This is a genomic window from Mycobacterium sp. E183 (assembly GCF_001667735.1).
Taxonomy (GTDB): domain Bacteria; phylum Actinomycetota; class Actinomycetes; order Mycobacteriales; family Mycobacteriaceae; genus Mycobacterium.
Genome location: NZ_LZJN01000105.1, coordinates 110,317 through 124,547 on the forward strand (window position 1 = coordinate 110,317; position 14,231 = coordinate 124,547).

The 14,231-nt window shown below is 66.2% G+C and carries 15 protein-coding genes; 11 read left to right on the top strand and 4 right to left on the bottom strand.

Features of this window, described 5'->3' with window-relative positions; all coding sequences use genetic code 11:
* Positions 1–17: 17 nt before the first annotated feature.
* The 6 genes from A5691_RS10815 to A5691_RS10840 all read left to right on the top strand — a co-directional run bounded on the left by A5691_RS10815 (position 18) and on the right by A5691_RS10840 (position 5,384).
* Positions 18–842: an SDR family NAD(P)-dependent oxidoreductase gene (locus A5691_RS10815; RefSeq protein WP_068018345.1), complete on the top strand. Its 825-nt coding sequence runs from the start codon at positions 18–20 to the stop codon at positions 840–842.
* A gap of 58 nt (positions 843–900) precedes the next feature.
* Positions 901–1,518, top strand: a complete 618-nt coding sequence (locus A5691_RS10820) for a TetR/AcrR family transcriptional regulator (RefSeq protein WP_068018343.1) — start codon at positions 901–903, stop codon at positions 1,516–1,518.
* Between the two features lie 23 nt (positions 1,519–1,541).
* On the top strand, positions 1,542–2,219 hold the full coding sequence (locus A5691_RS10825; RefSeq protein ID WP_068018340.1) for a hypothetical protein: 678 nt from the start codon (positions 1,542–1,544) through the stop codon (positions 2,217–2,219).
* Between the two features lie 2 nt (positions 2,220–2,221).
* On the top strand, positions 2,222–4,126 hold the full coding sequence (locus A5691_RS10830; protein ID WP_067760470.1) for a YhgE/Pip domain-containing protein: 1,905 nt from the start codon (positions 2,222–2,224) through the stop codon (positions 4,124–4,126).
* Positions 4,127–4,194: 68 nt separating this feature from the next.
* On the top strand, positions 4,195–4,635 hold the full coding sequence (locus A5691_RS10835; protein WP_082950243.1) for a VOC family protein: 441 nt from the start codon (positions 4,195–4,197) through the stop codon (positions 4,633–4,635).
* A complete protein-coding gene (locus A5691_RS10840) occupies positions 4,632–5,384 on the top strand; it encodes an SDR family NAD(P)-dependent oxidoreductase (RefSeq protein ID WP_068018336.1) in 753 nt (250 codons plus the stop codon). Before A5691_RS10835 ends, A5691_RS10840 begins: the two co-directional genes overlap by 4 nt.
* Here A5691_RS10840 and A5691_RS10845 read toward each other — a convergent pair.
* The gene (locus A5691_RS10845) at positions 5,356–5,910 is read right to left on the bottom strand and encodes a TetR/AcrR family transcriptional regulator (RefSeq protein ID WP_068018334.1); all 555 of its coding nucleotides are present in this window, start codon (positions 5,908–5,910) and stop codon (positions 5,356–5,358) included. The genes A5691_RS10840 and A5691_RS10845 overlap by 29 nt on opposite strands.
* A 92-nt stretch (positions 5,911–6,002) precedes the next feature.
* The gene (locus A5691_RS10850) at positions 6,003–7,328 is read right to left on the bottom strand and encodes an FAD-binding oxidoreductase (RefSeq protein ID WP_197694449.1); all 1,326 of its coding nucleotides are present in this window, start codon (positions 7,326–7,328) and stop codon (positions 6,003–6,005) included.
* 160 nt (positions 7,329–7,488) lie between these two features.
* Between A5691_RS10850 and A5691_RS10855 the strand changes: the two genes are divergently transcribed.
* Positions 7,489–7,992 (top strand): cupin domain-containing protein, encoded by a 504-nt coding sequence (locus A5691_RS10855; RefSeq protein WP_197694448.1) that lies wholly within the window; start codon positions 7,489–7,491, stop codon positions 7,990–7,992.
* Between the two features lie 17 nt (positions 7,993–8,009).
* On the opposite strand, the gene A5691_RS10860 is transcribed toward A5691_RS10855, so the two are convergent.
* Both A5691_RS10860 and A5691_RS10865 read right to left on the bottom strand, forming a co-directional pair.
* Positions 8,010–9,167 (bottom strand): Zn-dependent alcohol dehydrogenase, encoded by a 1,158-nt coding sequence (locus A5691_RS10860; protein WP_067760476.1) that lies wholly within the window; start codon positions 9,165–9,167, stop codon positions 8,010–8,012.
* Between the two features lie 9 nt (positions 9,168–9,176).
* Positions 9,177–10,403, bottom strand: a complete 1,227-nt coding sequence (locus A5691_RS10865) for a cytochrome P450 (RefSeq protein ID WP_067760478.1) — start codon at positions 10,401–10,403, stop codon at positions 9,177–9,179.
* A 151-nt stretch (positions 10,404–10,554) separates the two neighbouring features.
* Between A5691_RS10865 and A5691_RS10870 the strand changes: the two genes are divergently transcribed.
* The 4 genes from A5691_RS10870 to A5691_RS10885 all read left to right on the top strand — a co-directional run bounded on the left by A5691_RS10870 (position 10,555) and on the right by A5691_RS10885 (position 14,218).
* Positions 10,555–10,914, top strand: a complete 360-nt coding sequence (locus tag A5691_RS10870; protein WP_082950250.1) for a Rieske (2Fe-2S) protein — start codon at positions 10,555–10,557, stop codon at positions 10,912–10,914.
* A 5-nt stretch (positions 10,915–10,919) separates the two neighbouring features.
* Positions 10,920–11,957 carry an amidohydrolase family protein gene (locus A5691_RS10875; protein WP_067785116.1) on the top strand — a complete coding sequence of 346 codons (1,038 nt, stop codon included), beginning with the start codon at positions 10,920–10,922 and terminating at the stop codon, positions 11,955–11,957.
* A complete protein-coding gene (locus A5691_RS10880) occupies positions 11,954–13,102 on the top strand; it encodes an amidohydrolase family protein (protein WP_067784022.1) in 1,149 nt (382 codons plus the stop codon). Before A5691_RS10875 ends, A5691_RS10880 begins: the two co-directional genes overlap by 4 nt.
* A 144-nt stretch (positions 13,103–13,246) precedes the next feature.
* Entirely contained in the window at positions 13,247–14,218 is a 972-nt protein-coding gene (locus A5691_RS10885) for an alpha/beta hydrolase (RefSeq protein WP_067784019.1), read from the top strand.
* Positions 14,219–14,231 lie beyond the last annotated feature (13 nt).

Below are 14,231 nucleotides of genomic sequence, written 5' to 3' on the forward strand. Positions count from 1 at the left end.
GGCGTGGAGGTCTCGCAATGACGCGCAGGACGATTGTCATCACGGGTGCCAGTGACGGCATCGGTGCCGCTGCGGCTCGTCGCCTCAGTCGCACCGGCGCCCAGATCGTCGTGGTGGGCCGCTCCCAAACCAAGACCGCCGCGGTGGCCACCGAATTGGGCGCGGACTACTTCGTCGTCGACTACGCCGACCTGTCCCAGGTGCGGGCGCTGGCGGACAAGTTGCGTTCGCAGTACCCGCGCATCGACGTTTTGCTCAACAATGCGGGCAGGATGGCCAGCAAGATCGAGCTGACGTCGGACGGCTACGAACGCACCTATCAGGTCAACTACCTGGCGCCGTTCCTGTTGACCACCCGATTGCTGGATGTGCTGCTGGAGTCCCGCGCCACGGTCGTCAACACGACCAGCTCGTCGCACAAGCTGGTCTTCCGTGCCACCGTCGACGACCTGGAGAACACCGCCAGCCGCCGCCCCGCCGCTGCCTACGCGTTCTCAAAGTTCGCAATCGTGTTGTTCACCAAGGAATTACATCGGCGCTACCATGACGCCGGTCTTTCCGTCGCGGCCGTGCATCCCGGCAACGTCAACTCCAACATCGGCATTGCCTCGGGTTCGCGATTTCTCGTGTTCATGCAGCGGTATACCCCGGCGGTGCTCTTCATCTCGAGCCCGGACCAGGGCGCCGACCAGGCGGTGCGGCTGGCGTCGAGCGCGCCCGTATCGGAGTGGACGCCCGGCGCCTACTACGCCAAGCGCAAGATCGCCAAGACCAGTCGCCTGGCAAACGACCCGCGATTGGCCGCCCAGCTGTGGGAGCGCACCGCGGCCAGGCTCGGCTGACGATTCCGCGCGCGGGTGATCTTCGATACTCATTAGTATCTAACCGATACTGACGGGTATGCTACTGCACATGTCGCCCGTCAAACCGCATCGCACCCGCCCCACCCGCAGCGAGGTTCGCGACCGGATCCTGGATGCGGCGTCGAAGGTGTTCGCCGCCGAGGGTTTCGCCGGTGCCACCATCGACGCGATCGGTCAGGCCGCGGGCTTCACCAAGGGCGCGGTCTACTCCAACTTCGAGTCGAAGGACGAGCTGTTCCTGGCCCTGCTCGACCGCGAGTTCGAGCTGCGGGGCGAGCAGATCGCGATAGCGCTCGACCGCAGCGACGGCGACACCGCCGCGGCCGCGCGTGAGGTGAGCCGGTCGGTGCTCGACTCGGTCCGCGACCATTCCGACTACTACGTTCTGCTCGTCGAGTACTGGCTGCGCGCCCAGCGCGATCCGCAGCTTCGGGGGCGCCTGATCGAGCGGCGTCGCGCCGCTGTCGACCAGGCGCTGCACATCGTCGAATCGACCGACACCGTGCCGGGCGACCGGCGGCTGACCGACATCGCCCAGCTCGTCGTCACCCTCAACCTGGGCGTCGCGATGGAAGAGGTGCTGCGTCCCGGAACCATCAACCCCGATCTGCTCGCGCAACTGATCACCGCACTGCTGGAATCGATTCCGGCTTGAAGGAGATCAGGGAAAGTCACACCATGGATGCCAAAGACGAACCGGACGACATCGCACCGGTGATCACCGCCGCCGGATTGGGGGTCGACGGTGAGCACGGACCGCTGTTCTCGGGGGTCGACCTGGCCCTGACGCCGGGGTTCCACGCCATTCAGATGCCCGGGGGCCCGGGTCAGACAACGCTGTTGTTGACGATCGCGGGACGCTTCAAGGCCAGTCACGGCTCGCTGAGCGTGCTCGGCGAAACGACGCCGCGCGCGATCCGCCGCCGGTGCGCGATAGCGGCCTTCGACGACATCGATGAACTCGAAGAGTCGGTGACCGTGGCGACCGTACTCGCCGAGCAACGCCGGTGGCTGGCGCCGTGGTATTCGCTGGTGCCGCCGCAAGCCGGTCAGGCCGGGCTGACGGAGGTCTTCGGCGACATGCCCCCGCCGTCTTCGGACACCTACATCGTCGAATTGTCCGACCTGGAAATGTTTTTGCTGCGGATCACGCTCGCGCTGCTGTCGAATCGTCCGATTCTGGTGGTCGGCGACCTCGAGCAAGTGCGCGACAACTCCCGGCGAGCGATCGCGGTGGAACGGCTCGGCGTGATCGCCCAGCAGCGCACGGTCGTTGTCGGAGTCACCAACCCGCTCGGCACCGACGCACCCGAGCACGAGCTTCACGATCGCCGCGTCCTGACCGGAGGAGATTGACGATGTTGGCTGGACTTGCATTCGGCTCGGAGATCAAGCGTTTCGGTCGCAGCCGTTTGACGCGCGTGGCGATCGTGGTGCTGATGCTGCTGCCGCTGGTGTACGGGGCGCTGTACCTGTGGGCGTTCTGGGATCCCTTCGGCCACACCAACAAAATGCCGGTGGCCCTGGTCAATTCCGACCGCGGCGCCGTCGTCTCCGGCGAGCAGTTCAACGCCGGCGAGGAGATCGCCAAGAGCCTGACCGCGGACGGCGGGTTGGACTGGCACGTCGTGGACCTGGCCGAAGCGCGCAACGGAGTCGACCACGGCAAGTACTACTTCATGGTCGAGCTGCCACCGGACTTCAGCGCGGCGATCGCGTCGCCGGTGACGGGGCAACCCAAGAAGGCCAACCTGATCGCCGTCTACAACGACGCCAACAACTACATCTCCACCAGCATCGGCCGCACCGCCATCAGCCAGGTGCTCAACGCGGTGTCCAGCCGAATCTCCGGCCAGGCCGTCAATCACATGCTGTCCGTGGTGGTTACGTCGGGCGCGGGCATCAAGCAGGCCGCCGAGGGCGCCGCTCGACTCGACGACGGGGCCGGGCAGCTGGCCGCCGGCCTCGACACGGCCCGGTCCGGCTCGGCGCGCCTCGCCGCCGGGGCCCAGCAATTGTCCGACGGAATCAACCAGGCCACCGACCCGCTGCTCGCGGTGACCCGGGCGCTGTCACAGGTCGGCGGCGACACGCAGCAATTGCAACAGGGCGCTGCCGCGCTGCAGCAGGCCAACGACCAGATCGGCGCCATCGCCACCGCACAAGACGGTGCCGCTGACGCGCTGTCGCCGGTGATCGATCAGCTCGCCGCGCGCCAGGATCCCTTGGCGAACAACCTGCGCAGCATCCAGGATCAACTGCGTGGCCATCAGTTCACGCCGCAGATCCGCCAACGCCTCACCGACGCGCAAAACGCCGCGATCGCGATGACCTCCGCCCTGCGCACGCCCGGCAGCCCGCTGGGTTCGGCCCTCGACCAGGTCGGCAACAAGGGGCAGGAGCTGACGAACAAGCTCACGCAGCTCCGCGACGGCGCCCAGCAGCTGTCCTCCGGCAACGCCGAGTTGGCAAGCGGCATAGTCAAGCTCGATGACGGGGCGCACCAACTCAAGGCGGGATCGGCCGAGCTGGCCGGCAAGCTCGGCGAGGGGGCCAACCAGCTGCCCAACTGGACGACTCAGCAAAAGGACGCGGTCGCAGACACCATCGGTGGGCCGGTGCAGCTCGCAGCCTCGCACGAGAACGCCGCACCCAACTTCGGCACCGGCATGGCCCCGTTCTTCCTGACGCTGGCGCTGTTCTTCGGCGCATTGGTGCTGTGGATGGTGCTGCGGCCCTTGCAGAGTCGCGCGATCGCCGCGGAGGTGCTCGAAATCCGGGTGGTGCTCGCCAGCTATCTGCCCGCGGCCACGATCGCGCTGTTCCAGGCGATCGTCCTCTACTGCGTGGTCCGGTTCGCCCTCGGCATGCGTGCCGTGCACCCGGTCGCGATGCTGGGGTTCATGATCCTCATCTCCGCCGCATTCGTGGCCGCCACGCAGGCGATCAACGCGCTCGTCGGCCCAGCGGTGGGACGGGTGCTGATCATGGCCCTGCTGATGCTGCAGCTGGTCAGCGCCGGCGGCATGTACCCCGTGGAGACCACTTCGCGGCCCTTCCAGGTCCTGCACCGCTTCGACCCGATGACCTACGGCGTCAACGGGCTGCGCCAGCTCATCCTCGGCGGCATCGACGGACGGCTCTGGCAAGCGATCACCGTGCTGGTTGCGATAACGGCTGTCGCGCTGGCAATCTCATCGCTGTCCGCACGGCGAGATCGCCTGTGGAACCTCACCAGGCTGATCCCGGCGATCAAGATGTAGGCAAACGTTCCGCGTCAACAATCGACGTTGCATGATGGTGGGCAAGCTCTGCAATCGAGAGGAAGCCCATGTTAGGTGTGCATCATTCGGCGATTTGCACCTCCGATGTCGAACGGTCGCTCCGATTCTGGTGCGAAGGCCTGGGACTGAGCGAGTTGATGGATTACGACTTCGTCGGCGATTGGCCGGAACTGTTCGGGGCCGGGAGCGATCGGCTGCGATCGGTGTTTCTCGGCGATCCGCAGACATCGGGCAGCGGGTTTGTCGAACTGGTGGAGGTGGCCGGCGCCCTTGAGGCACTGCCGGATTCGACCGCGTTACGGCACGGGTTCATGTTGCTCTCACTGCAGCGTGAAGTCGACGAAACGCTCGCCGCTTTGGCTGCATTGGGCTTCACCGACGGCGTGCGGCGCATCGATGTCGTGGCCCCGGACGGAAGGACCGTCGCGATGGCGGTGATCGAAGCGCCGGACGGGGTACTCGTTGAGCTGATCGGGCGGGCGAAATGAGCACCGCGCTGGTCACGGGCGGTGCGTCCGGAATCGGGCGTGAAGTTGCCGGACGGTTGCGCGATGCGGCTCACGACGTCGTCGTGTGGGATCTCGCCGATGCGGACATCGTCTGTGACGTCAGCGATCCCGACGCCGTGTCGGCCGCGATGGAAGAATCGGTGAGCGAGCATGGCGCGCCCACCCGGATCGTCACCTGCGCCGGGGTCGGTGCTTCGGGGCTGTTGCTCGAACAGTCGCCCGCGGAATGGAACCGGGTGTTGGGCGTCAACCTCACCGGCACCTGGCTGACGATCCGTGCCGGGGCGCAAGCGATGGTCGACGCCGGGGTGGGCGGCTCGATCGTCGCGGTTTCCAGTATCAGCGGCACCGTCGCCGACCGGGACATGGGCGCCTACTGCGTGTCGAAGGCCGGGGTGGACATGTTGGTGAAGGTCGCCGCCGTGGAATGGGGCGTGCACGGCATCCGGGTGAATGCCGTCGGGCCGGGCGTCACACGCACACCGATGCTGGCCAAGCCCGAACAGCTCCCCGGCTGGGTGGAGGCACTGTCCGAACGCACGGCGCTCGGCCGGCTGGGGGAGGCAGACGACGTGGCCGGGGCGATCGTGGGCCTCCTCGAGTTGCCCTGGGTGACAGGACAAATCGTGCACGCCGACGGCGGCCTGGCCCTACACAGTCCGATTGACGCCTACGGCCAAGTGCAGCGACTGCGCACGCTCACCCGGCCCGCCCCAGCATCAGAGTGACTTGGCGCAGCAGCGCGGTCCGAAATTTATCCGCCGTCGGGTTTCGAAAGTGCAAGGTCCGGGGAACCATGGCACCGGCAAGCCAGACCAGTAACAGGTCGACGACATCGTCGGGGCTGGCGATGGGCGCGAAGGCCCCCGAGTCGCGGCCCTCGGTCACCGCTTTCACGAACGGTGCGCGGTAGCGCGCCCAGCCCTCCTCGCTGTAGTCACGCAATTCCGCGTCGCGCATGCTGGAACGCCAGACCTCAATTAACAATTGGTGATTGCTCAAAGGAGTGTTGAGGTTTCGATCGATCATGGTAACCAGGCGATTCCACGGATCCCGCTCGGCCTCGGCGACGGCCTCGAGCGCGACCGCCTCGACTTCGGTGGCGTGCCTGATGGCCTCGATAAGCATGTCCTCACGTGAGCCGAAGTAGTTTTGCAGCGTGCTGATGGCCATGCCGCTGGCCGCCGAGACATCGGCGAAGCGGGTGTTCTCGTACCCACGTTCGGCCAAGACGGTTGCGACCGTCTCGGTCACCTCGAGTCGACGCGCTCCGCCCGCCCGGCGAGTTCGCCGCTGCATAGTCATGGCTGTATGGTACGGCTATACCGACAGAATGCAATCGCCATTCAGCCCGCGCCGTGGGGCGGGATGTTGTGGTTGAGGCGAAACCTGTTGTGCGGGTCGTACTTCGTCTTGACCACCCTGAGCCTGTCGTACACCCTGGGCTCGTAGGCCTTGCGGGCGCGTTCCTCGGTCGCGTCGCTGGGGCCCTGGAAACTGGGGCTGGCCAGCTCGTGCAGCCACGGCTTCAGCGCGGTGAGAAGCTCGGAACCGCAGTGCATGTGATGCACCGCGTCGTGCCCGGGTGGCACGACGGTCAGACCGAAGAAGGCAAAGGCTGCGTCCCGCGCACCCACGGCGTTGGGGAACGGCGCCGGCTTGCCGAAGGCGCCTTGCAGGTGTCGGATGTCAACGATGTTGATGGGGCTGCCGGAGTCCGGCCCGACGACATCGACGATCGCGGCGACGGTGTCTTCGGTCAGCTCCCGGAGCAGGCCGAAGTGTTCGACCGCCGCCGCCGGGTCCGTCGGATCATTGCTGATCGACGCGAATTCGGTGTAGGGCATGCTTCGTACGGTGTCCGCCAGCGCGGGCGCGACCTGGCGCATCGAATCGATCAGCCGGGCCCCGACGGCATCGTCTCCGGCGAAGGAGACGCGTAGTGAGATTGTCAGCTGGCCCTGCATGAAGGGCGGAAGGCCGGGCAGGGGAGGCAGATTCAGCAGAGCCAGGCTCGTCGACAGCTCGTCGGGCGCTGTGGCCGTGAGCTCCCGGTAGGCGTCCAGTACCCGGCGGGCGTGACGGCCCGAGTAGAGGATGGATCCCGCGTAGAGCGTCGTCACGGGAAAGAGGGAGAACTCCATCGCCGTCACGACCCCGAAGTTGCCCTTGCCGCCCAGCAATGCGCCGAATAGGTCGGCTTCGGAGTGCGGGGACACCCGGCGCAACTGGCCGTCGCCGGTCACCACGTCGATGCGGGTGACATGGTCGGCGGCCCAACCGTATTTGCGTCCCATCGTCAGACTGGCGCCGCCACTGAGGGTGTAGCCGACGACGCCGACGCCGGGTGAGGATCCGGGCAGCGGAGCCAGTCCGTACTCGGCGGCGGCTTCCACCAGCGCCCCGAACCGCACGCCGGCGTCGACTCGCGCCAACCGGGTCTCGGCGTTGATCGCGATGCCGGACATCCTTCTCGTGGTGATCATCAGCGTGTCGCCGTCGGCGGCGAGCGATGGTCCGTGCCCGGTATTGAGGACGGCGATCTTGAGGCCATGGCGCGCCGCGAACGTCACCGCCGTCGACACGTCGCCGGCACTGGCCGCACCCACCGCGACGGCGGGGCGATGCTGCACGGCCGTGTTGAAGACCGCCACTTCCTGCGTGTAGCCCAAGGTCCTCTCCGTCTCGACCGGACCCTGTACGGCAGCTTGCAGTTCAGAAAGTTTGTCGCCCCACTTCTCCACGGGTGGTCCTTTCAATAGGTACAGTGATACGGTATCACCATACCGATCTTTCGGATGGGCGATATGCGCTAGGTCACAAGGAAGAAGGGTGCGGGTGTATCGCGGATTGCGACGCGTGTGGCGCAGATCAGATCGGCATGGGAACGAATTTGCCGGAGCGATAGTCCGAAACCTCATCTCCTCAGCGGCGCTACTTGCCATCGCGGCGTGGCTCGCCTGCGCGCTGATCGGATCTGATGCAAGACCACCTACCGGCGTCGGCTACGAAGTGATAGCGCAAACCTCAACCGAGGGACGAACATTCGTCGTTCGCGATACCACGATTGCCCCCGGTGGTGCCATAGGTTGGCACTGGCATCCGGGCACCGTGATCGCGGTGGTGAAGCAAGGTACCTTGTACCACTACGGCAACGACTGCACCGTCGATGGCATCTACCGGCCGGGCGACTCGTTTATTGAGCTCAGTGGTCCGGCCCATGTGCACGATGGCCGCAATCGCGGAACGACTTCGGTAGTGCTCGAGCTGCTGCTGATCGATCCGGTGGGCACGTCACCCGCCGAGGCGGCTGACCCACCGCGAGCCTGCAGATGATCTGGACCGGCGGTGATTCACCCGACTCCGTAATCGATGATGCCCCGGATGATCTTGCCGTTGCGGAGGTCGTCGTAGGCGTCGTTGATCTCGTCGAGGCGATAGCGGCGGGTGATCATTTCGTCGAGCTGAAGCTGCCCGGTCTGATAGAGCCGGGCGAGGCGGGAGATGTCGGCCCTCGGGTTGCACGATCCGAATATCGTTCCGGCCAGCGTCTTGTTCATCAGGATGAAGTCCTGCAGGTCGATCTTGACCGACCGCGTGAGCTGTGACGTCATTCCGGTGAGCACGCACGTCCCGCCCTTGCGGGTGAGCTGCAGCGCGTCGCGGACGTCGGCGGCGGTGATCAGCGAAGGCGAGACCACGACGGCGTCGGCCATGACGCCGTAGGTCAAGTCCCGCACCATGTCCTGCGCCTCGGCGATCGTGGCCGCGCTGTGGGTGGCCCCGAACTGCAGCGCCGATTTCTGCTTGAACTCCACCGGGTCCACGGCGACGATCTGAGCGGCGCCGCTGATCCGCGCGCCCTGGATCGCGCCAGTCCCGATCCCGCCCGCACCGATGACCACGACGGTGTCCCCGCCGCGTACACCGGCACGGTTGGCGGCCGAACCATAGCCGGTCGGAATGGCGCATGACAGCAACGCGCTCGGAGCCAGCGGCAGGGTCGGCTCGATTTTCACCAGCGAATTCGTCGACACCACAGTGTGTTCGGCGAATGCCCCGACCTTCGCCAGATGCCCCAGTGGCCGGCCGTCGGCGGTGTGATGACGGAAGGTGCCGTCGGTGGGCATTCCCGGGGTGAGGGTGAAAGCGCCGACGTCGCAGATGTACTCCATGCCGGTCGCGCACCAGCGGCACTGCCCGCACACCGCGACGAACGACATCACCACGTGGTCGCCGGGCGCGAAATCCGTTACCCCCTCGCCTACTTGCCGCACGATGCCCGAGCCCTCGTGGCCGCCGATCGTGGGAAACATCGTCGGCAGGCCGAGCGATCGCATCACCTCGTTGGGCGCCGACATGTCGCCTTTGAGGATGTGGTCGTCGGAGTGGCACAGCCCGGCCGCCGCCATCTCGACCAGCACTTCGCCGGCCCGGGGTGGGTCGAGCTCGAATTCCTCGACCGACCACGGCCCGCCGACGTCGTGCAGGAGCGCTCCTCTAGTTTTCAAGCGGCCTCCTCATGCGACCGGGGAGAAGGTGACCGGAAGCTTGTTGGGGGAGCGGAAGGTGAGCCCGACGATCTTGGACTCCTGGCCGGTCCCGTCGTCGGCCACGAAGGTCAGATCCTTGACGCGATCGAACAGGCTGTTCAGCATCACCTGCGTCTCGAGGCGGGCGAGATGCATGCCGAGGCACATGTGGATGCCGCCGGCGAATGCGATGTGCGCCTGGCGCGGCCGGCGGATGTCGAAGGTATTCGGGTCGGTCCAGCGGCTCTCGTCGCGGTTGGCCGATCCCATGCACATGTCGATCTGCGCGTCGGCCGGGATTGTCTTGCCGCCGATCTCGACCTCTTCGGTCGTGGTCCGCATGACCATGGTCAGCGGGGTTTCATAGCGCAGGCCCTCCTCGATCGCCATCGGGATCAGCGATCGGTCCCGGTAGACGAGCGCCAGCTGCTCCGGGTGGGTCAGCAACAAGTAGAGCAGGTTGCCCGACGAGCGGTAGGTGGTCTCCAGCCCGGCAGGCAGCAGCAGCCGCAGGAACGCGATGATGGCCTCGTCGGAAAGCTTCTCGCCGTCGATCTCGGCGGCCACCAGGTCCCCGATGATGTCATCGGTGCGTTTGCGCCGCCGCTGCTCGACCTGATCGAGGAAGTAGCCGTGCAACTCCGCTGCGGCGTTGAGCCCGGCCACGATGTCGGTCGGGATGGAGATGAGGTCGAGGGACAACCGCCGGAAGAGGTCGAGGTCCTCAGGGGGCAGGCCGAGGAGCGTGGAGATGATCCGGGTGGGGAACTCGAACGTCACCGCCTTGACGAGGTCCGCCTGGCCGTCGTTCTTGATTTCGTCGACCAGTTGGTCGCATACCGGCCCGATGACCGACGGTTCCCAGCGTTCCAGCGCGGTGGCGCGGAAGGCCTTGGCCACCAGGTTGCGGTGGTCGTGGTGTTCCTTGCCGCCCATCGCCAGGATGGTGTGGCCCATCACCAAACCGATCGTCTCGTCGTACTTGTGGGAGCTGAAGATCCGGTCATCGCGGAAGGCCTGAAACAGGGGGTCGTAACCGAACAGCACCCACTCGTCTTTCGGTCGCAGCTCTTCCGGCATCTGCGAGTGGTCGGCCAGGGCGCCGTGCCAAACCGGGTCCGTATGCCTCATGTACTCGAAGAACGGGTACGGGCTGGTTTCACCGGTGAAGTCGAGCGTGACGGGCTGGTTGGCGGGGTCGGTGCTGAGCGTCATTCAGCGCTCCTCCTGAGCAGCCGGTAAGCGGATTGGTACGCTGGGAATTTAGCTATCATAGTATAAATAGCAAGTAAGCCCAACGGGCTTGTCGTGGTTACCGTAACGGGCACAGTATTGATGCTGCGTGGCGTCGAAGGCGGTGATGCAAATGCCGGAGCGACGATTCGTGTGCGCACTGGACGACCTGCCGCCCGGCCAGATGAAGCTGGTCGACGTCGGCAAGTTCGGCGTCGGCGTGTACAACGTGCGGGGCGAGCTGTACGCGATCGTCAATTACTGCTCGCACGAGGGCGCCCCGCTTTGCCTGGGTCTGATCGGTGGCACCAATGAGTTCGCCCCGGACGAACCCGGCGGCCTGCGCCGTGTCCGCGACGGTCAAATTGTCCGATGCCCTTGGCACAACTGGGAATTCGACATCACCACCGGACAAAACCTCGCCGATCCGACGCGCCGCGTCCGTACCTACCCGGTTGACGTCACCGACGGGGAGGTGTTCTTGACCGCATGAGCCCCATGATCATCGACGCCAACGTGCAACCGCATTTCCGCTACAACGCGGAGATACGGCGCTATCTACCTGCCGCTCACCAGTTGCGGTCGATTCCCGACGTCGAACAGCAGTGGTACCAAGCGCCCGGCGGCGACTACCGGCAAGACCTCTACGGTGACCACTACCCGGGATCGGATCCCGAGACCGTCAGCCGGCACCTCTTCGAACGCGGTGTCGAGTACGCCATCCTCAACCCGCTGACCCGGGGCAACATCGCCGACTACCTGCTCAACAGCCGCATCTGTGCTGCGGTCAACGATTGGCTGCTCGACCGCTGGCTCGAGCCCGACCCCGCGGATCGGTTCCGGGGCACCATCCGCGTCAACCCGGAAGACCCCAGGGGCGCCGTCGCGGAGATCGAGCGGTTGGCCGACCACCCCAAGCTGGTACAGGTCGGCGTCCCGATGCAGTCGCGCGAACCGTACGGCAAACCGATGTTCGAGCCGATCTGGGAGGCCGCCGCCGCCCATGGGCTGCCGGTGGCGGTGCACATCAACGGCGGCAACGGCGTCGACTATCCGCCCACCTTCGCCGGACACGCCCACACCTATCCGGGCTATGCGGCGTTCATGCCGCTGAACTACTTCGTGCACCTGGCCACCCTCATCGTCGAGGGCGTGTTCGGCAGGCATCCCGGCCTCAAGTTCGTCTTCGCCGACGGCGGCTACGACATCCTCACCCCGTTGATCTGGCGGCTCGACACCTTCTGGGTTTCGATGCGGGATCAGACCCCGTGGGTGGACCGCTACCCGAGCGAATACCTGCCCTGCCACGTTCGGTTCTGCTCCTCGGCGTTCGACGGGCCGACCGATGCCACCGACACGCAGCGCTGGATTGAATTCACCGGGAAGTCCGACCTGCTGATGTATGGGTCGGCCTACCCCCACTGGTCCACCTCGCCACCCGAGAGCGTTGCCGACGGCCTCGACGCCGCGCAGCGAGACAAGGTGCTGTGGCGCAACGCCAGCGAGCTCTACGGATTGAAGGAGCGTGTCCGATGACGACGATCGAGCGGATCGACTCCGCAACGGGTCGAGAAGACGAAATAGCGGTCACCATCGTCGACACCGATGTGCACCCGCTGCCCGTCTCGACCGAGGTGCTCAAGTCATACGCGGCGGCCGAATGGGTGGACAAGATCTGGCCGACCGGCAACGCGGTCGCCCCGGTGCCGCATTTCTACGACACACCCGATTCGTACAAGACGATGTCGCTGCGACTGGACGCCGCCCCGCCCGACGGGGGCGTCGCGGGCAGCGACCCGGAATTCGCTGCGAAGCAGCTGCTGCTCGATGCCGGTGTCAGCATCGCGACCCTCGAGCCGATGTGCGACGCCCAGCTGCCGCAAGCCGAACACGCGCTGAAGTCCGCCTACAACGACTGGCTCGCCGACGTCTGGCTCGACAAGAACAACCGGCACGGCCGTTGGCGCGGATCGATCAGCGTCAGCGCGCAGACGCCCGAGCGCGCGGCGCGCGAGGTCGAGCGCTGGGCGGGCCACCCGTACATGGCCCAGGTGCTGATGACGCCCCAGACTCGTGGGATCCCCTTCGGCAACCCGCATTTCGACCCGCTGTACGAAGCCGCGGCCCGCAACGGATTCCCGGTGGCGACGCACCTGATGGGGCAGACGCCCTTCGAACTGATCCCGCTGTATCCGGTTGGCAATCCGGCACATTGGCACGACTTCTTCGCCGCCTGGCCGCTGCTGTACGTCTCGCACCTGATGAGCCTGGTGTTCGACGGCGCGTTCGACCGTCACCCCGACCTGCGGGTGGTGTTCGTCGAAGGCGGCTTCACCTGGGCCATGCCGGTCATGTCGCGGATGGACCGCATCTGGGAGGCCCGCCGCGGCGACCTGCCACACGTGCGCCGGCGCCCGTCGGATTATGTGCGCGAACATGTTCGGTTCACCACCCAGCCGCTGGAAGACACCGACACCGTGCAGTTCCGCGAGTACCTCGAGATGATGGACATGGGCGACAACCTGATGTTCTCGACGGACTACCCACACTGGAGCTACGACGCGCCGTCCTACGCGATCAACCGATTCCCGGCCGACCAGCGCGAGCGGATCATGCGCGGCAACGCGACCGCCCTCTATGGGCTGCCGGCGACGGTCAAGGCGCTTCCCGGGGAACGCTGAGTCGGGGCCCATGGCCGGGGCTCCGGCGACAAGCGCCTCGTCTTTCACCACACCTGATCACAGGTCTACCTTGAAGAGGGTTTCCGGCACGTCCCGCGCCGGGATCCGACGAGCCCGCATGGTGAGCCCGGAAGCGGAGAGGGTATGACACAAACGAATCTGACGCGCCCGCAGGGCCTTACCCGGATCGACCCCGTGCTCCGGGAGGCCGCCACCGCACTGGGCGTCGTCGAATTCCGCGCCGAGACGCTGCCCGCCGAACGCGAACACGCCGGCCGACTCGCCGCCGAGCGCGCCGCGGACGTCGACACCGCCGATGTCGCCATCGAGACCCGCACCATCGCCGGCCCGGGCGGCCACCAGCTGAATCTTCGTCTCTACCGGGGGCCCAACCTGGATCGGGCCGAGTCAGGCTCGCCGCTCGTCCTGTACGCCCACGGCGGAGCCTTCGTGACCGGAAATCTGGACACCGATCACGCGCAGTGCGTGGAGTTGGCCAGGGCAGGCGGTTGCCTGTTGATTTCGGTCGACTACCGGCTCGCCCCGGAGCACCCCTGCCCGGCGGCGTTGGACGACGTCGAGGCCGGCTTCTACTACGCCATCCGGAATTGCGCGGACCTGAACGTGGACGTCAACCGCATCGCGGTGATGGGCCGCGACGCGGGCGCGGCCCTGGTCGCGGGCCTGAGCCAGCGCATGTTCGATGACGAAGGCCCCCAGATCCTGGTGCAGATCCTGCACCAGCCGATGCTCGACTCCGACGCCACCCAGTCGCGGCGTGAGTTTCAGCGCACCCCGGGTCTCAACGGGCCTGCGGTGAGCCGGGCATGGGGGCACTACCTTGGGCACGCCAGCGCCAACGGTCAGCACGTGCCCGCGCACCGGGCGAACCTCGAGGGCCTACCGCCCACCTTCATCAGCTGCGCCGAGATCGATCCGTGCCGCGACGAGGCCATCGACTACGCGAACAGGCTGTTGCACGCCTACGTGCACACCGAATTGCACGTGATCGCAGCGGCGTTCAATGGGTTCGACTCGTTGGTTCCCGATTGGGTTGTTTCGCAGGAGAACCGGGCGCTGCACGCGCGCTCGCTGCGCCGTGTGTTCGCCATGTAGCGGTGCGCTATCG